Origin of the sequence: Enterococcus canis NBRC 100695 (assembly GCF_001544375.1) — a bacterium.
In the GTDB taxonomy this organism is placed as follows: Bacteria; Bacillota; Bacilli; order Lactobacillales; family Enterococcaceae; genus Enterococcus_H; species Enterococcus_H canis.
The window spans coordinates 207,044-226,046 of record NZ_BCQJ01000002.1 but is presented as its reverse complement, the minus strand read 5'-3'; the positions used below and the strand labels follow the sequence as shown (position 1 = coordinate 226,046).

Sequence of the window (19,003 nt, the reverse complement as noted above, 5' to 3'; positions counted from 1 at the left end):
GTCCTCTATTGTTGAGGGCGCTTTTTTGTGTTTAAGCGTGAGGTGTCTCATGAGAAAGGATGAGTTATTTTGGAAAAGAACCCCGAACCCCAGCAAGTGAATAGGATATGCCCTGGGAGGTAATAACTCACGCCTCCTAGGGAACGAAGGAGGAACTGACGATGTTAAACAAAGAAGTAAGAAAAACGACAAAAGAACAAGAATTGAAAAAACTAGCATTGCTGAGTGAACGTGAATTATATATGGAATTACGGACGTCTGATAAAGGCTTAACCACCACCGATGCCAAAGAACGCTTGGAAGAATACGGCTTGAATCAAGTCAATGCACAAAAGCCAACCCCTGCTTGGTTATTGTTTTTGGAAGCTTTCAATGATCCTTTTGTTTATGTATTGCTATTATTAATGGTGGTATCTGCTATCACGGGGGATTTTGAGGCGGCTATCGTAATGGGCACGATGATTCTCTGTAGTGTCGTCATCACCTTTATTCAAGAATACCGCTCGCAAAAAGCTAGCTTAGCACTCAAGGAACTAATTGAAAATACTGCTGCTGTGACGCGAGACGGCGCCACTAAAGAAATTCCCATGGACGAAGTTGTACCTGGGGACATTATTACCTTAGCTACCGGCGATATGATTCCAGCGGATGCTGTTTTAATTTGGACGAAGGATTTATTCGTGAATCAGTCTTCTTTGACCGGTGAATCAATGCCAGTAGAAAAATTTGTTGACGCTGGCATTGAAAATAAAGCGAATATTTCGGCGATTGATATGCAAGATTTGGTCTTTATGGGGACGGATGTCATTAGTGGGCAAGGCCGCGCGATTATTTTAAAGACGGGGCAAGAAACCTTTTTCGGTGATATTGCTAAGAATGCTACGACCCAAAGAGGTAAAACCGCTTTTGATGTTGGCTTGGCCAAAGTCAGCAAACTACTATTGCGGATGGTTATGGTTCTTTTTCCTATCGTCTTTTTAATCAATGGTGTCACAAAGGGTGACTGGGGCAGTGCCTTCTTCTTTGCTATTGCAGTAGCGGTTGGTTTGACCCCAGAAATGTTGCCGATGATTGTCACTAGTAATCTGGCCAAAGGAGCAATGTCGCTTTCCAAACATAAAGTAATCGTCAAGGAGCTAGCTTCCATTCAAAATTTAGGCAGCATGGATGTCCTTTGTACGGATAAAACGGGCACGATCACAGAGGACCGAGTAGTGTTGGTGCAACATTTAGATCCGCTAGGTACGGAAAATGAACAAGTTTTGGATTTGGCCTTTTTAAACTCATCCCAACAAACGGGCTGGAAAAATCTAATGGATATTGCGGTAATCAATTATTATGAAGAAAACAAACGGGCTTTGCCTTATCAAAAGGTCACCAAAATTGATGAAATTCCCTTTGATTTTTCTCGTCGCCGCTTAACAACAGTAGTCAATGCCGATGATCATCAACTGATGATTACAAAAGGCGCGGTGGAAGAAATGGCTGACGTTTGTGACCGGGTCTCAATCAACGGCAAGGTGATCCCCTTAACGCCTGAGCTGCGAGAACAAATGCGTGAAGTCAATGTCCGTATGAACGAACAAGGGATGCGGGTAATTACCGTTGCCATGAAGGCCGATGTCCATTCCGAAGCCATTTACAGCGTCGCAGATGAAAAAGACATGATTTTGATGGGCTTCGTGGGCTTCCTAGATCCAGCCAAAAAATCGGCAATCACGGCGATCAGCTCGCTACATCAACATGGCGTCAATGTTAAAGTATTGACGGGAGACAATGCCATCGTGGCCAAAAAGGTTTGTCAAGACGTTGGCATCGAAGTCAGCCATACTTTGTTAGGAACTGACATTGAAAAAATGGATGATGAAACGTTACGTAAAGAAGTGGAGTTAACGAATTTATTTGCTAAACTTGATCCGATGCAAAAATCACGGATCATTGATATGCTACAAAAAAACGGGCACACTGTGGGCTTTATGGGAGATGGCATCAATGATGCACCGGCTTTGCGCCGAGCAGATGTTGGTATTTCCGTTGATACAGCCGCCGATATTACCAAAGATGCTAGTTCCATCATTCTGTTGGAAAAAAGTTTGAATGTGCTGGAAAATGGTGTGATTGAAGGCCGCCGCGTCTTCAGTAATATGATGAAGTACATCAAAATTACCATCAGCTCAAACTTCGGGAATGTCTTCTCGATTTTAGTTGCCAGTGCCTTTCTACCATTTCTGCCAATGCTTTCAATCCAACTATTGGTGCAAAACTTGATTTATGATTTTGCGCAATTGACGATTCCTTGGGATAATGTGGACGAAGAAGAGCTTGCGAAACCTGTTCGCTGGGCGATTACCGGGTTGTTGAAATTTACCGTTTGCCTAGGTCCAGTCAGCAGTATCTTTGATATTCTGACCTTCTTAGTGATGTGGTTTGTTTTTGGCGCTAACAGCGTGGCTAGTCAAGGTCTGTTTCAAACGGGTTGGTTCATGGTGGGCTTGGTAAGTCAAACCATAGTTGTGCATATGGTACGAACGAAGAAAGTACCCTTTATCCAAAGTATTGCGGCACCACCAGTTATTATCACCAGCTGTTTGGCGATTACAGCAGGACTTGTGCTAGTCTTAACACCATTACGCAGTCTATTTGAATTTGTGGCGCTGCCAGCTGGCTACTGGCCATGGTTCTTCGCAATCATCATTGGCTACCTCATCACTATTGAAATAGCAAAACGTATCTATATCCATCTGACGAAGGAATGGATCTGATTTTTGTAAAGCATTGGGAAATTTACATCTCCCAGTGCTTTTTTTTGCTGTTATAAGAAAATAATACACAGGCTTCAAATGGCATAAACTGTTTCATAGCAGTTTTTTTAACAAATGACAAAAAGCACAAAATGAGAAAAACAATTGTTATAACGGTTAAGACAAGGTTGTAAGCGAAAACATTGGAAACTGTGTGAGAGTTTTCACGTTCTCTCTCATTGTTTCCATAGGGCATTTTTAATTTATTCCTAGAATTTTGCATAGCATATTTCTTGATTAAACAGCATGAAAGTGATAGTTTAGTAATGTAAACGATTGAAACTGATACAGTTTTTGTGTCTGTTTTAAACATGATTATCTCAAGAGAGAGGAATGTGTGACAAAATGGCGAAAAAAGAGAAGAAAGTTATTGATTTCGAGAAATTGATGGACGAAATCAATGGCGAATTCCCGACGTATCAAGCACTTGATAAAGAGGGGAATGTCGTAAATCCAGATCTTATTCCGGATTTGTCAGATGATGAATTAGTTGAATTGATGAGTCAAATGGTTTGGTCTCGTGTATTGGATCAACGTTCTACAGCGTTGAACCGTCAAGGACGTTTAGGTTTCTATGCACCAACTGCTGGTCAAGAAGCAAGCCAATTGGCAAGTCATTTTGCAATCGAAAAGGAAGATGTGCTGTTACCAGGTTACCGTGATGTACCACAATTGATTCAACACGGCCTACCAATGACAGAAGCATTCTTATGGTCACGTGGACACGCGGCTGGGAACGTTTATGCAGATGATTTGCATGCGATGCCACCACAAATCATTATTGGGGCACAATACGTTCAAGCAGCAGGTGTGGCGTTAGGCTTGAAAAAACGTAATAAGAAAAACATCGTAATTACCTATACAGGTGATGGCGGTTCATCCCAAGGGGACTTTTATGAAGCAATCAACTTTGCTGGGGCTTACCATGCAAATGCAGTCTTTGTAATCCAAAACAACGGTTTTGCTATTTCCACACCACGTGAAAAACAAACCGCTGCGAAAACATTGGCGCAAAAAGCTGTTGCAGCTGGAATTCCTGGGATTCAAGTAGATGGTATGGATGCTCTTGCTGTTTATACAGTTACGAAAGCAGCACGTGAATGGGCAGCTAACGGAAATGGTCCAGTTTTAATTGAAACCTTGACTTACCGTTATGGCCCACATACCCTTTCCGGGGATGACCCAACTCGTTACCGTTCAAAAGATCTTGATAATGAATGGCAACAAAAAGACCCATTGATCCGCTTCCGTAAATACTTGACAGATAAAGGTCTATGGTCTGAAGCAAAAGAAGAGGAAGTCATCGAAGCAACCAAAGAACAAATCAAAAATGCGATTGCTGAAGCTGACCGTGTACCAAAACAAAAAGTTTCTGATTTCTTGAAGAACATGTTTGAAGTACAACCTCAATCAATCAAAGAACAAATTGCATTCTACGAAGCGAAGGAGTCGAAATAATCATGGCACAAAAAACAATGATCCAGGCGATTACAGACGCCTTAGCTCTTGAAATCCAAAACGACGAAAATGTGCTAGTTTTTGGTGAAGACGTAGGGAAAAACGGTGGGGTTTTCCGTGCTACTGAAGGTCTTCAAGAAAAATTTGGTGAAGACCGCGTTTTTGATACACCATTAGCAGAATCAGGAATTGCTGGTTTAGCTTTCGGGATGGCTTTAGAAGGCTTCCGTCCTGTTCCTGAAATCCAATTCTTTGGCTTCGTATTTGAAGCAATGGATGAAATCGTAGCACAAATGGCGCGTACTCGTTACCGTATGAGTGGCACACGTAACATGCCAATCACAATTCGCTCACCATTTGGTGGCGGTGTGCATACACCAGAATTGCACTCAGATAACTTGGAAGGTTTGATTGCACAATCTCCTGGTATCCGCGTGGTTATTCCATCAAACCCATATGATGCTAAAGGATTACTAATTTCTTCTATCCGCAGTAACGATCCAGTCGTGTTCTTGGAACACATGAAACTATATCGTTCTTTCCGTGAGGAAGTGCCAGATGAAGCATATGAAGTTCCTTTGGATAAAGCAGCAGTAACTCGTGAAGGTTCTGATATTTCTATCATTACTTACGGCGCAATGGTGCGTGAAGCAATCAAAGCGGCTGACAACTTGGCAAAAGATGGTATCAACGCTGAAATCATCGACTTGCGGACAGTTGCACCACTAGATGTTGAAACAATCATCGCTTCTGTTGAAAAAACAGGTCGTGTAGTTGTTGTTCAAGAAGCTCAAAAACAAGCAGGTGTTGGGGCGATGGTCGTTTCTGAAATCTCAGAACGTGTTGTTTTGTCATTAGAAGCACCAGTTGGTCGTGTTTCTGCTCCCGATACAGTCTTCCCATTTGGTCAAGCTGAAAATGCTTGGTTGCCAAATGCAAATGATATCGAAGCTAAAGTACGCGAAATCATGGAATTTTAATCAGGAAGGGAAGAAAACCAATGGCTTATCAATTTAAATTACCGGATATCGGTGAAGGGATCGCAGAAGGCGAAATCGTAAAATGGTTTGTTAAACCAGGCGATACCATCAATGAAGACGATACCTTATTAGAAGTACAAAACGATAAATCTGTGGAAGAAATTCCTTCCCCAGTAACAGGTACTGTCAAAAATATCGTGGTGCCAGAAGGTACTGTTGCCAATGTTGGCGACGTATTAGTTGAAATCGACGCACCAGGTTTTGAAGGAAATGAAGGCGACAGCGGTGTTGCTGCCCAAGAACAAACACCGGCACAACCGGCAGCCGTTCCTACAACAGAAGCAGCACCAGCAGCTGGCGGATTCTATCAATTCAAATTACCAGATATCGGTGAAGGAATTGCCGAAGGTGAAATCGTAAAATGGTTTGTTAAACCAGGCGATACTATCAATGAAGATGACAGCTTATTAGAAGTACAAAACGATAAATCTGTGGAAGAAATTCCTTCTCCAGTAACAGGTACTGTCAAAAATATCGTGGTTGCAGAAGGTACTGTTGCCAATGTTGGTGACGTATTAGTTGAAATCGACGCACCTGGACATAATGGCGCAGCACCAGCACAACCTGCTGCGACACCAGAAGCAGCACCGGCACAACCAGCCGCATCTGCAGCTGCAGCAACAGTGGTAGAAGCAGCTGATCCAAACAAACGGGTCTTGGCAATGCCATCTGTTCGTCAATACGCTCGCGAAAAAGATGTAGACATCTCTCAAATAACTGCTACTGGTAAAGGTGGCCGTGTTACAAAAGAAGATATCGATAAATTCGTAAGTGGCGGCGCACAACCTGCGACAGCTCAAGCAACGGTAACAGCTTCAACTACAACAGAAGCACCTGCTGCTAAGGCGGCCGCACCACAAGCCTTCAAGTCTAACTTAGGTGACATGGAAACTCGTGAAGCAATGACGCCAACACGTAAAGCTATTGCCAAAGCAATGGTCAACAGTAAACACACTGCCCCTCATGTAACGTTACATGATGAAGTAGAAGTTTCTAAACTTTGGGATCACCGTAAGAAATTCAAAGACGTTGCTGCTGAAAACGGTACGAAATTGACATTCTTACCATATGTAGTGAAAGCTTTGACTGCTACAGTGAAGAAATTCCCAGTCTTGAATGCTTCAATTGATGATGCAGCTCAAGAAATCGTCTTTAAACATTACTACAACATTGGTATCGCAACTGATACTGACCACGGTTTGTATGTGCCAAATGTGAAAAATGCTGATACAAAAGGCATGTTCGCAATTGCTGACGAAATCAATGAAAAAGCAGCTCAAGCCCATAATGGCAAATTAGCTGCACAAGATATGCGTGACGGAACCATCACTATCAGTAATATCGGTTCAGTTGGTGGGGGCTGGTTTACACCAGTTATCAACTACCCTGAAGTGGCGATTCTTGGTGTGGGTACAATCTCACAACAACCAGTAGTCAATGCAGAAGGCGAGATTGTCGTTGGTCGGATGATGAAACTTTCTCTAAGTTTCGATCACCGTATCGTAGACGGCGCAACTGCCCAAAAAGCAATGAACAATATCAAACGTTTATTAGCTGATCCAGAGTTACTATTGATGGAAGGATGATTAAATAATGGTAGTAGGAGATTTCGCCATTGAGTTAGATACAGTTGTGATTGGTGCTGGACCTGGCGGCTATGTTGCCGCCATCCGCGCTGCGGAAATGGGCCAAAAAGTGGCTATTATTGAACGTGAATACATCGGCGGGGTTTGTTTGAACGTCGGCTGTATCCCTTCTAAAGCCTTAATCAGTGCAGGTCATCATTATCAAGAATCACTTGATTCTAAATTGTTTGGTGTTTCTGCTGAAAATGTCAAATTAGACTTCAGCGTAACCCAAGACTGGAAACAAAACCAAGTCGTGAATAAATTAACTTCCGGCGTGGAAATGTTATTGAAAAAACATAAAGTGGAAATCTTACGGGGAGAAGCTTTCTTCGTAGATGAACATACCTTGCGTGTGATTCATCCAGATTCTGCTCAAACTTATTCTTTCAATAACGCAATTGTCGCTACTGGCTCTCGTCCAATCGAAATCAAAGGCTTCAAATTCGGTGGTCGCGTGTTAGATTCTACTGGCGGCTTGAATCTTGAAAAAGTTCCTGAAAAATTTGTCATCATTGGTGGCGGGGTTATTGGTGCTGAATTAGGTGGCGCTTATGCAAACCTTGGCTCTGAAGTGACAATCATTGAAGGTACTGACTCTATCTTGCCAACTTACGAAAAAGATATGGTTAAAGTCGTATTAGATGACTTCAAGAAAAAAGGCATTACCGTCGTAACTTCTGCAATGGCGAAAGAAGCCGTTGACAATGGCGACAGCGTTACTGTGAAATATGAAGTAGGCGGCAAAGAAGAATCTGTTACAGCTGACTACGTAATGGTAACTGTTGGTCGTCGGGCTAATACAGATGATTTAGGTCTAGAACAAGCCGGCGTTAAAGTTGGCGATCGTGGTTTGATCGAAGTAGATAAACAAGGCCGCACGAATGTGCCAAATATCTACGCAATCGGCGACATCGTACCAGGCGCTGCTCTAGCACATAAAGCAAGTTATGAAGCTAAAATTGCTGCAGAAGCAATCTCAGGCAAGAAAGTGGCAGTTGATTATAAAGCAATGCCAGCTGTTGCCTTTACTGACCCAGAATTAGCTAGCGTAGGAATGACGATTGCAGATGCGAAAGCAGCTGGAATCGATGCAAAACAATCTAAATTCCCATTCGGCGGGAACGGTCGTGCGTTGTCATTAGCCAAAACGGAAGGTTTCTTACGTTTAGTTACGACAAAAGACGACAATGTGATCATCGGTGCGCAAATTGCCGGTGTTGGCGCCAGCGATATTGTTTCAGAATTAGCATTAGCTATCGAATCAGGTATGAATGCTGAAGATATCGCCTTGACGATCCATCCTCATCCATCTTTGGGTGAAATTGTTATGGATGCTTCTGAATTGGCACTTGGTTTGCCAATTCATATTTAGTATCACTTTTGTCACACAGAGGAAGCTAGGCTGCCATTGCCTAGCTTCTTTTCTTTTGCTTTCTTTTCCCATATGCTACACTGAGTGAGAGGTGAACCTGAGTGAAAAATTATCAATATCCATTAGAATTAGATTGGACAACGGCAGAAATGATCACAGTTACGCAGATGTGGACGATGGTGGAAAAAGCTTATGAAGAAGGCGTCGCGACTAGCGCATTTAATGAGACCTATCAGGCGTTTAAACAAGTGGTAAAAAGTATCGGGGAAGAAAAAAGATTAGGTAAACAATTTGAAGAGCTGTCCGGCTACTCGCTTTACCGCACAGTTCAAGCTGCCAAAACAGCTGGCAAGCGTTTCAAGATGAAGGGATGATTCTATGGAAGCCACAGCACGCTTAGTAAGAACATGGTTAGAGGAGGCTGGTGCAACTGTTCGATCAAAACTGCGGGGTCAGGTAGAAGTCACTGAAAAAAGTAGTCGTACAGATCTCGTAACGAATATCGACAAGGAGAATCAAGCCTTTCTCGTTGAGTGTATTCAGCAACATTTCCCAGAAGATCAAATTCAAGCTGAAGAGAATGGTTTCGATAATCTTACCAATCAAAGTGGTCGCACGTGGATCATTGATCCTATCGACGGTACCTTAAATTTTGTGTTAGAGCGTGAAAATTTTTGTATGATGATGGCCCTATATGAAGCAGGCCAGGGTCGTTTGGGTTTTATTTATGATGTCATCAATGAAAAACTTTATTGGGGTGGACCAGAGCTTGGTCTTTTTTGTAATGATGAACCGCTGCCAACACCTGTTAATAAGGACCTGTCAGAAGGTTTATTGGGGATAAATGCGTACATGTATGCCCATAATATCCATCACGCGCAAGAAATCGGCGAGGCTAGCATGGGCGTGCGCGTCAGCGGGTGTGCCGGCTTGGAATTTATTGCGATTTTAAGAGGCAAGCATATTGGCTATTTGTCAAATCTCAGTCCTTGGGATTACGCTGCGGGGAATGTTTTGCTAGATACCATAGGGTTTACCTATCGAAGTTTAAGTCATGAAAAGTTGCAGTTCGAAGGTCGCGAATATTATGTTGGTGGCACACCTTCAGCAATGCAAACAATGCAAACCATGCAAGCAAAATAAACGCTGCTTCCTCTAAAAAGAGGGAGCAGCGTTTTTTAGTCAAGTAATTGCAGGGAATGGTTAAAATAATGGCGATAACTGCGGTAGCCAGCAATAATCGCTCCTAAGCTTGTAGTAGATAGAAGCATAAAGGTTACCATGATTTGATATTTGATTGCATGGACGGGATCAACACCGGCGAAAATCAAGCCGGACATCATACCGGGGAGACTCACAAGCCCTACCGTTTTAGCAGAATCAACAGTCGGCTGCATTGCGGTGCGGATGCTTTCACGCAAAATCGTCTGCGCCGCTTGTTTGGCATCAGCACCTAAGGCTAACTTTTCTAAAACCTGTTGTCTTTGGTCACGGAATTGGCTGAACAAGGTGCGGTAGCATAAGCCAATGGCAACCATCGAGTTACTGGCAATCATTCCGCTGATGGGAATGATTTGCGAGGGGATAAATTGAATCGCTCCCGAGAGAATCAACACCCCCATCGTTAAATAAGTGCTGAAAAAAATGGCCAAAAGTGAATCTAAAAACTGTTTATAGGGATGTGGATTACGCTTATGAGCGTTCCAAGCAGCGTTTAGAACAATAAAAAGACTCATGGCGGCTGTGAAAAGGGCGTTATCTAATTGGAATAAATATTTTAAGACATAGCCAACAATGGTTAATTGCAGAATAGCTCGTGCCACGCTCCAAAAAATATCCTTTGAAAGTCCAATTTGTTCTTTATAGCTAATGACGACTGCCACTAGGACGAGAGCAAAAGCTAGTGCCAGTGAGGTGTTGCTAACGGTCAGCTGGTCCATTGGTTACACGTCCTTTCTCAATCCAGATAACTTGTGATGCTTGTGCAAGTTCTTCGGTATCATGGGTCACTTCCATAATAGCGACACCGGTTTCCACCAGCTCTTGAATAAAGCGTCGGACAATCCTTTTGTTGGTTTCATCAAGCCCCGCAGTAACTTCATCCAAAAGTAAAACTTGCGGTAAAAATAAGGTATTCCGCAGCAAAGCAACCCGCTGGCGTTCACCACCGGATAACTCCGTAATCGCTTTGGTGAGATAGTCAGCAGGGAGTGCCACACGCTGTAATTGTTGTTGCGCGAAAGCGGCGTCAAAGGTCTTTTGGCGAATCGTATAAGGAAACTGAAGATTGTCTAAAACCGTCTTACCAAAAAGCGTCGGCTGTTGGAAACAATAGGAGACTGCCTGGCGGTAGAGCGTTACAGGGTAGTCGGCTTGGTTTTTACCGGCAAGTAGAATTTGACCACTACTAGGCGTCAGTAAAAGTGCGCAGAGCTTCAGTAAAGTACTTTTGCCACCACCGGATGGACCAGAAATTGTTAAATAGCCTTTTTCCGGTAATTGCAAGGTGACTTGATCTAAAATCGTTTGGGCTTGGACCTGATAGGACAAGGCCTGAATATCTAAAAGCATAACGAGACTCCTTTTTATCTAACGAAAGTTTATGGAAATACTATGAAATAAGTATAGCATAATGAAAAAAATAAGCGTTCATTTAGTCATTGATTGAAACATCGAAAAACAGGAGTGTAGTATAGTAAAAATTTTCTTGTTGCCAAGTCTTATAAATGCCACCGTATTCGCTAGTGATCATTTGAACGTTTTTTATGCCAATCCCTTCTGTTTGGCGGTGCTTTCGCGAGTTTAATTCCTTTGGATCATAGGGATTGCTGACTTCAATCAATAAATCGTTTTGAAAAAGTTTCATTTGCAAATGGACTTCGCCATGGTCGGGTAAACGCTGAACGGCACTAAAAGCATTGTCTAAAACGTTGCCTATTACAACAGCGAGAATTTTGCTAGGAATTTTTAGGGTTTCAGGAAGTAAAATTGTTGGGGTAAATAATAGCTTCTTCACTTTTGCTTCTTTAGCCTTTTCGTTTAGAAAAAAGTTCAATGTCTGATTTGATGTATAGAAGGTCTCTAAATCTTCCATTTGAGTATATTTTTGCTTTAAATAAGAAAGTGCATCATCAACATGCTGCGTTTCTAGCATGCTGACGATAGCGAGATGCTCATTCCTTAAATCGTGCTTTAATTGGCGCAATTTTTCATATTCTTCTTTTGAACGATCAATTTCCCTGACTTGAGCTTTAAGCGCACGAGCTTCTAATTCAGTTTGTCTCAAATTTAAATAGAAGGATTCTTGGACACTGTATAAGACTAGAACTAAGACATCAATTAAGATGACGACCGAGATGACGATGCTCAAATTAGTAAAAGAATATAAGCTAGAATAAAAAATATCGCGGACAAAGAAAACTAACAAAAGATAGGAAAGGACGGTGATGCCTATCAAGGCAAGTTGTGAAGAAGCGCTTCGTAGACTAGAGGTAAAGATAGGCCGAAACCATTTCTTTATCATCCACGCGAAGGCTCCTAATAAAAATAGTTCAACTAGTCGATGGGTAACAGATGAAAATAAGACGGGATGTGTTCCCCCAATTAGTTGTGTATGCAAAAATTCAAAAAATAGATTGGTTAAAGCATTTGCAATCGTGTAAGTGAGGACCAAAATGCTGATCCAGAAAATACTTTGTAAAATAGATGAATGTATTTTATATAGAAAGAGACTGCCGAGACCAATCAAAAAGAAAGTATCAATTAAAAAAGGCGGCTGTAATCGCCATATTTTGGTCAAAATAGAATAGAAACCATTTGGCAAAATAGCAATGAAAAAGTGTTGTATTAACCAGTACAAGCAGAAAAATAGGAGGAGTTTAATGAGCGTATTCAGCTTCTGCTCCTTTAGGTTTATATGGAAAAAATAAATTGCATAAGCGATTAACCCAATGGGAGTAATCAAAAAATCTAGTCCACTAGTATTAAAAAATGAAAAGACTAATTCAATATTACTCATCCAATAATCTCCCTTAGTTGCATCAAAATCGTATCTTTTGCGGATTTTGAATACTTTCTACTTAATGGTAGCTTTTCGCCATTCGCCAAAACAACCTGCTGTTTTTCGAATTGCTGAAAATGTCGGCTATTAATTATGTAAGAATGATGAATCTGGATAAATTGGGGAGTTAGGCTATCTAAAAGCGTTTGTGTTGTCATCAAGGTTTCAAATGTCGCCTGTTGGGTATGAATTAAAACCGTCCGTCGTTTCTTTTCAAAATAATAGATTGAGGAATAAGGTAAGCTATGTGTTTCCTTGTTAAAGGTAAAAACAAAGCGGGTCTCTTGACTATTTAAATAGTGTAATAAGCGCTCAATCACGCTATCTAAGTCTGTTGCTTGGATAGGCTTGATTAGATAGTCAAAAGTTTGGAGACGAAAAACTTCTTCCATATATTGTTTGTAACTAGTTAAAAAAATGATAGGATTTTGATTGCCGCTAGCGCGTATTTTTTGCGCCAATTGGACCCCGTTTAGTTCGGGCATTTCAATATCAAGGAAGAAGGCATCGTAGCTATTTAAAGCGGGCGCATTAGCCAATCGAAGGGGATTATTGTAAACCTCTATCTCAAATTTTCCTCGTTGTGAGTGCAAGATTGCCATTTCAAGTTGATGGGCAGTACGCGAATCGTCATCGCAAATTGCAATTTTCATAACAGAAAAGCCTCCTGATGTATGTCTATGAAATTTTTGGGAATAGTTGTCAAAATATCTCCGTTAGTTTACCACAAATTTAATTGATAACGAGAACATGGACTGAATTACCAATAAAATGGCATAAATGTCCCTTTTTTCAGGGTAAAAAGTGCTACTTATTAAGTTTTCATTGAAAGTGAAAACTTTTTACTATATTTCATGAAAAAAATTTGGTATAATAAGCCGTTGAAGTTTGTACCGTCATGTATAAAGAAGGAGTTAACCTACATTGAATTACCGAAATGATATCCGCAATGTCGCAATCATTGCTCACGTTGACCACGGAAAAACAACTATCGTGGATGAATTATTGAAACAATCTGATACTCTAGACAGCCATACGCAATTGCAAGAACGCGCAATGGACTCAAATGCCTTGGAAAAAGAACGCGGGATCACAATCCTAGCGAAAAACACGGCCGTAAACTATCAAGGAACCCGCATTAACATCATGGATACACCAGGACACGCGGACTTTGGTGGTGAAGTAGAACGGATCATGAAAATGGTTGACGGCGTATTGTTGGTAGTCGATGCTTATGAAGGAACGATGCCGCAAACCCGTTTTGTATTGAAAAAAGCGTTGGAACAACATTTAACGCCAATCGTTGTTGTCAACAAAATCGACAAACCTTCCGCTCGTCCAGAAGAAGTTGTGGATGAAGTATTGGAATTATTTATTGAATTAGGGGCAGATGACGATCAATTAGATTTCCCAGTGATCTACACTTCTGCTATTAATGGAACATCTAGCTTGTCTGATGATCCAGCAAACCAAGAACACACAATGGCACCCGTTTTTGATACTATCATTGAACACATCCCTGCACCAGTCGACAATAGCGACGAACCATTGCAATTCCAAGTGTCATTATTGGACTACAATGATTACGTTGGTCGTATCGGGATTGGCCGTGTCTTCCGCGGTAGCATCAAAGTTGGCGACCAAGTTGCCTTGTTGAAATTAGACGGTTCTGTTAAGAAATTCCGTGTAACAAAATTATTCGGTTTCTTTGGCTTACAACGTTTGGAAATCCAAGAAGCCAAAGCAGGAGAATTGATTGCTGTTTCTGGAATGGAAGATATCTTCGTTGGGGAAACAGTTACACCAGTTGACCACCAAGATGGACTTCCAATCTTGCATATTGATGAACCAACTTTACAAATGACTTTCCTAGTCAATAACTCACCATTTGCTGGTCGTGAAGGGAAATGGGTAACGGCTCGTAAAATCGAAGAACGTTTGATGGCCCAATTACAAACAGATGTCTCTTTACGAGTTGATCCAACTGATTCACCTGACCAATGGACTGTTTCAGGTCGTGGGGAATTACACTTGTCCATCTTAATTGAAAATATGCGTCGTGAAGGATATGAATTACAAGTTTCACGTCCAAAAGTGATTGAACGCGTCATTGATGGCGTGAAATGCGAACCGTTTGAACGTGTTCAAATTGATACTCCCGAAGAATACATGGGCAGCATCATTGAATCATTAGGTCAACGGAAAGCTGAAATGCAAGATATGATCCATACAGGAAACGGTCAAATTCGTTTGATCTTCTTGGCACCAGCTCGTGGTTTGATTGGTTATACGACTGAATTCTTGTCTATGACACGTGGTTACGGCATCATGCACCACACCTTCGACCAATACTTGCCAATGATTCAAGGCCAAATTGGTGGTCGTCACCAAGGTGCATTGGTATCAATCGATACTGGTAAAGCAACCACTTACTCTATCATGAGTATTGAAGAACGCGGGACTGTCTTCGTTGAACCAGGAACCGAAGTCTATGAAGGAATGATCGTTGGAGAAAATAGCCGTGACAACGACTTAACGGTCAACATCACGAGAGCAAAACAAATGACCAACGTCCGTTCTGCTAACAAAGACCAAACTTCTGTCATCAAGAGACCTAGAATTTTAACTTTGGAAGAATCTTTGGAATTCTTGAATGATGATGAGTATTGTGAAGTTACGCCAGAAAGCATTCGCTTGCGGAAACAAATTCTGAATAAGAGTGAACGTGAAAAAGCATCGAAAAAGAAAAAGGTCGTTACTGATTAAGATCCTTTCAGCAGTTGTCTCATAGAGGCAGCTGCTTTTTTCATGCAAGAAATTACAGCTCTTTCGTAAAAGTTGGTCAGCTGGTTTCTTATAAAAAGGCTTACATATTAAAATGATTATGTTATGATTTAAAATGTAAAAGATAGGAGTTGAAAAAAGTGAATATAGCATTAATCATAACGATTGTGTTGGTGATGGGGGTCATCTTCGTCAATGGGTGGACGGATGCCCCTAACGCGATTGCCACAGCGGTTTCGACACGCGTTTTGAAACCCAATGTGGCCATTGGTATCGCAGTGGTGATGAATTTTTTTGGGGCTTTAGTGATGACTTATTTCAATGCACAGGTCGCCGAGACGATCTCGAATATTGTCAGCTTTGATGCCCAGGGGAATGCTTCCCAAGTTGCCTTGGCTGCCTCGCTGTTTTCAATTGTTGTGTGGGCCGTCGCCGCTTGGTTTTTTGGCATTCCTACTAGTGAATCCCACGCACTCATTGCCGGATTGACCGGTTCAGCGATGGCTTTAGGTGGCTTAAGTGCTGTTAATGGCGGAGAATGGCTGAAGGTATTGATTGGCTTGATAGTTTCAACCGTAATGGGCTTCGGTGGGGGCTACTTGATTACCAAAGTTATTGTGCTGATTTTTCAGGGAGTTGCTAGAAGAGCTGCTAATAAATTTTTTACGGTTGGTCAAGCAGTGGCGGCTGCTGCAAATGCCTTCTTACATGGCGCACAGGATGGCCAAAAATTTATGGGAGTTTTTATGCTGGGTCTTTTTTATAACGGTCTTGCAGAAAAAACAGGTAATGGGTTTACGATTCCCATTTGGGTGATGGTGTTGTGTTCACTCACGATGGGTCTGGGGACATCCGTTGGTGGTATGAAAATCATCAAATCAGTTGGGATGGATATGGTGAAATTAGAAAAATATCAAGGTTTTTCGGCCGATGTTAGTGCAGCCATCTGTCTGTTTCTAGCCTCTGTTTTTGGCATCCCAGTCTCAACTACACATACTAAAACTACCGCCATCATGGGTGTTGGCGCAGCTCGTCGTTTGTCTAGCGTTGACTGGCAAATCGTAAAGGAAATGATGATTGCCTGGATATTGACTTTCCCTGGCTGCGGTGCGATTGCTTACTTTATGGCAAAGTTCTTTATTGCAATTTTTTAAGGAGTGGAAAATATGGCACGAAAAAAACAATTTGATTATTTTGGTTCTTTGGACCATTTAGCGAACAATGGTTATGAGGCTGCGGTCATTTTACATGATTTGTTACATGATTACTCACCTGCACGCCTGACAACGGAAGCGGAGCGTATCCACGCGTTAGAGCGGGAAGGGGACCAATTGGTTCAAGCCATCGTCAATGAGCTATATGACGCTTTCATCACCCCCATTGACCGTGAAGACATCGTCCAGATTATGGATAAATTGGATGATATTTTGGATGGCTTGAATGCCACCACTTACCTTTTAGAGAATTTGGTGATTACCTCGATTCGCGAGGGCATCGAACATTTTGCCCAGCTAATTGTTGAAGCTACGGCCGGTGTCAAAACGGCTACGAAAGAGTTCTCGAAGTTTAAAAGTTCTAAAACCTTAAAGAAGATGATTGAAGAAGTCAATTCGATTGAGGCACAAGCAGATAAGCTGTACAGTCAGCTGACCAAAGATCTCTTTACTAATGAAAAAGATCCAGTTGAAATTATTAAATGGAAAGATATTTTGGATCAGTTAGAAGATATTATTGACGATAGTGAAGACGCCGTTGATAGTATTGATAGTCTAGTCATTAAAAATACTTAATAAAAGACCCACCCTCAACGGTGTGCTCCCCATCTAAGGAGTCCGTTAAGGGTGGGTCTTGCTTTTAGTAGTTTTCCGCTAAATATTGCAGTAATTCTGGTGCAATACTGATAGCTGTCATGTGATTACGGGAGTCCTCAATAAAAGTTAGGATCGCATATTTTTGACTTGCCGCATCATAAGCGTAAAGGAAACTATTTTCTTGTCCGGTAGTATCTTGTTTTTCTTTGATCTCTGCCGTTCCTGTTTTCGCACCTAAGGACACGCCTAAACTTGCTAAAGGGTGAACGAGGCCGGTTGGATCAGTGACGCCAGTTTGTAGGTCTTGATCTACTTGCTTGGCGGAATCGGCTTTGATAACCGCTTTGGTCTTAGGCTGCTCAGACTTCTCAATAACAGGATATACGAGTGTACCGTGATTAGGTACAAAGGAATACATCGTTAGCTGTTGAATAGGACTAATAAGTAATTCGCCCTGACCATAGCCGGTATCTGCTAGCAGAATTTCCGAGCCAAACGTGTCTTCATTGGAAATTTGGGCCGGTGTCATGGCAATGGGCAGATCTAACTCTTCACCGAAAATAAAGTTGTTTAGGCCTTTACGGAAAGTATCTTCGCCCATTTTCAACGTTTCTTGGGCAAAATAGATGTTGTCAGAATAGATTAAGGCATCCAACAAATTGACTTCTGGTACATCTTGGACGCGGGTGGCCCAGTAGTCGCCCCATGAAGCGTCTTTTTGCCATTTTAAGCCAGAGATGGCGATTTTTTGTGAAGGATCAATAGTGCCAGCATCTAAGCCAATACCAGCCGTGATTATTTTAAAAGTGGAGCCAGGAACGTAGCGGGTCGCAAAACGACTCGTAAAAGGTAACAAAGGATCATTATTATAAGCATCATAATCTTTTTGTGAAATGCCTTGTGTCATTTTATTCGGGTCAAAGCTGGGCGAGCTTGCCGCCACTAATAGTTCGCCTGTTTGGGGATCATGGGCGACAGTGGAGCCGGGTGCTCCAGCCAGACTGTCAAAAGCAATTTTTTGGGCCTTCGCATCGATCGTCAGCCGGATTGTTTCACCATCGGCTTCCTCGACTTCTTGCAGAACCTGTTTAACTGTGCCATTTTCATCAGTAATGGCTAACCGTCCTCCGGCTTGACCGCGCAGTCGTTTATCATAAGCCATTTCTAGACCACTACGGCCAATTTCACTGTCAGCAGACAAGGCTGGATTTTTCTCAATGTCCTCAGCGGTAACTTTTCCAAGATACCCTACTAGTTGCGCGCCAGCATCTTTTAATGGATAGTAGCGACCCTTGACTGTCTGTGTAGCCAACCCGGTCATTTCTTTTGGTTCTTTTTCGACGATTTTTAAAGGCACAAAATAATCAGGCTGAACCCAATCCTGTGCGAGGGCTTTTTCAATCGTTTTGACTTCAATACCATAAGCGTTACTGATAGCTTTAAGATTGGCGGCCTTGTCAGCGCCGTCGCCTAAGTCTTTTGGTACGACTCCGATTTGATAAAAGTCTTGATTGATAGCAAGCCCGGTACCGTTACGATCCAAAATCTCGCCACGAACTGGTTCGGAAGCAGTATAACTAATTTTATCCTTGCCTGTCATGCCAGGGAGAATCAAGCCAGGATACCATTCGATTTTTTCGTTTTTCACCAGTCCATCATATTGCAGGTCCGCTAGCCGTCCTAAACCAGTGGAAAAAGCTAGTTTAAAGGAAAATTCAAAGCCGTCTTCTTTAGAAGTAACGGTTAGATCACTAACCTGCATATCACTGGCACCGATACCAGTCAAAATAGCTGCATATTTCTGTTGGACCTCATCTTCGGTGAATCCGTTACGTTTTAGCGCATCGGCGTCAAGTAAAGTCGTCAATTGATCGGTTTTATTTTTAGTGAAGACCTCGGTAAACTTTTTAACGGTAGTTTCAGCCGCCGCCAGCGCTTTTTGCTGAGAGTAGTACTGCCAACCAAACCAGCCACCGGCAGCGGCTATGACTAAGATACTACTGATAAGTATTAAAGGCCATTTCTTCTTTTTTTGACTTCGCAATGGTT

15 protein-coding genes are annotated in these 19,003 nt (G+C 42.0%); 10 read left to right on the top strand and 5 right to left on the bottom strand.

The genetic code is table 11. The features are described 5' to 3' along the window. Positions 1-161 precede the first annotated feature (161 nt). From mgtA to ECA01S_RS04435, 7 genes are all read left to right on the top strand, one after another. Positions 162-2,762: a magnesium-translocating P-type ATPase gene (gene mgtA / locus ECA01S_RS04470; protein WP_067391726.1), complete on the top strand. Its 2,601-nt coding sequence runs from the start codon at positions 162-164 to the stop codon at positions 2,760-2,762. A gap of 384 nt (positions 2,763-3,146) precedes the next feature. Continuing rightward, positions 3,147-4,259, top strand: coding sequence for a pyruvate dehydrogenase (acetyl-transferring) E1 component subunit alpha (gene pdhA, locus ECA01S_RS04460; RefSeq protein ID WP_067392259.1), 1,113 nt, complete (start codon positions 3,147-3,149; stop codon positions 4,257-4,259). A gap of 2 nt (positions 4,260-4,261) precedes the next feature. Beyond that, the gene (locus ECA01S_RS04455) at positions 4,262-5,239 is read left to right on the top strand and encodes an alpha-ketoacid dehydrogenase subunit beta (RefSeq protein ID WP_067391720.1); all 978 of its coding nucleotides are present in this window, start codon (positions 4,262-4,264) and stop codon (positions 5,237-5,239) included. Positions 5,240-5,259: 20 nt separating this feature from the next. Continuing rightward, positions 5,260-6,885, top strand: a complete 1,626-nt coding sequence (locus ECA01S_RS04450) for a dihydrolipoyllysine-residue acetyltransferase (RefSeq protein ID WP_067391717.1) — start codon at positions 5,260-5,262, stop codon at positions 6,883-6,885. A gap of 7 nt (positions 6,886-6,892) precedes the next feature. Continuing rightward, complete coding sequence (gene lpdA, locus ECA01S_RS04445; protein WP_067391714.1) at positions 6,893-8,299, top strand: dihydrolipoyl dehydrogenase; 1,407 nt, start codon at positions 6,893-6,895, stop codon at positions 8,297-8,299. A 101-nt stretch (positions 8,300-8,400) separates the two neighbouring features. Then, positions 8,401-8,673, top strand: coding sequence for a UPF0223 family protein (locus tag ECA01S_RS04440; protein WP_067391711.1), 273 nt, complete (start codon positions 8,401-8,403; stop codon positions 8,671-8,673). A 4-nt stretch (positions 8,674-8,677) separates the two neighbouring features. Further along, entirely contained in the window at positions 8,678-9,442 is a 765-nt protein-coding gene (locus ECA01S_RS04435; RefSeq protein WP_067391708.1) for an inositol monophosphatase family protein, read from the top strand. 35 nt (positions 9,443-9,477) lie between these two features. On the opposite strand, the gene ECA01S_RS04430 is transcribed toward ECA01S_RS04435, so the two are convergent. The 4 genes from ECA01S_RS04430 to ECA01S_RS04415 all read right to left on the bottom strand — a co-directional run bounded on the left by ECA01S_RS04430 (position 9,478) and on the right by ECA01S_RS04415 (position 13,012). Continuing rightward, complete coding sequence (locus tag ECA01S_RS04430; RefSeq protein WP_067391705.1) at positions 9,478-10,239, bottom strand: ABC transporter permease; 762 nt, start codon at positions 10,237-10,239, stop codon at positions 9,478-9,480. Next, the gene (locus ECA01S_RS04425) at positions 10,220-10,870 is read right to left on the bottom strand and encodes an ABC transporter ATP-binding protein (protein WP_067391702.1); all 651 of its coding nucleotides are present in this window, start codon (positions 10,868-10,870) and stop codon (positions 10,220-10,222) included. The genes ECA01S_RS04430 and ECA01S_RS04425 overlap by 20 nt, the downstream gene beginning before the upstream one ends. Before the next feature lie 82 nt (positions 10,871-10,952). Continuing rightward, a complete protein-coding gene (locus ECA01S_RS14330) occupies positions 10,953-11,822 on the bottom strand; it encodes a GHKL domain-containing protein (protein WP_169792756.1) in 870 nt (289 codons plus the stop codon). 491 nt (positions 11,823-12,313) lie between these two features. Next, positions 12,314-13,012, bottom strand: a complete 699-nt coding sequence (locus ECA01S_RS04415; protein ID WP_067391696.1) for a LytR/AlgR family response regulator transcription factor — start codon at positions 13,010-13,012, stop codon at positions 12,314-12,316. 271 nt (positions 13,013-13,283) lie between these two features. Between ECA01S_RS04415 and typA the strand changes: the two genes are divergently transcribed. From typA to ECA01S_RS04400, 3 genes are all read left to right on the top strand, one after another. Next, positions 13,284-15,125, top strand: a complete 1,842-nt coding sequence (gene typA / locus ECA01S_RS04410) for a translational GTPase TypA (protein ID WP_067391693.1) — start codon at positions 13,284-13,286, stop codon at positions 15,123-15,125. A gap of 194 nt (positions 15,126-15,319) precedes the next feature. Beyond that, entirely contained in the window at positions 15,320-16,297 is a 978-nt protein-coding gene (locus ECA01S_RS04405) for an inorganic phosphate transporter (RefSeq protein ID WP_067392258.1), read from the top strand. Positions 16,298-16,309: 12 nt separating this feature from the next. Continuing rightward, complete coding sequence (locus ECA01S_RS04400) at positions 16,310-16,933, top strand: DUF47 domain-containing protein (RefSeq protein WP_067391690.1); 624 nt, start codon at positions 16,310-16,312, stop codon at positions 16,931-16,933. Positions 16,934-16,997: 64 nt separating this feature from the next. Here ECA01S_RS04400 and pbp4 read toward each other — a convergent pair whose 3' ends face one another. Then, positions 16,998-18,998, bottom strand: coding sequence for a penicillin-binding protein PBP4(5) (gene pbp4 / locus ECA01S_RS04395; protein ID WP_245631196.1), 2,001 nt, complete (start codon positions 18,996-18,998; stop codon positions 16,998-17,000). Between the last annotated feature and the right edge of the window lie 5 nt (positions 18,999-19,003).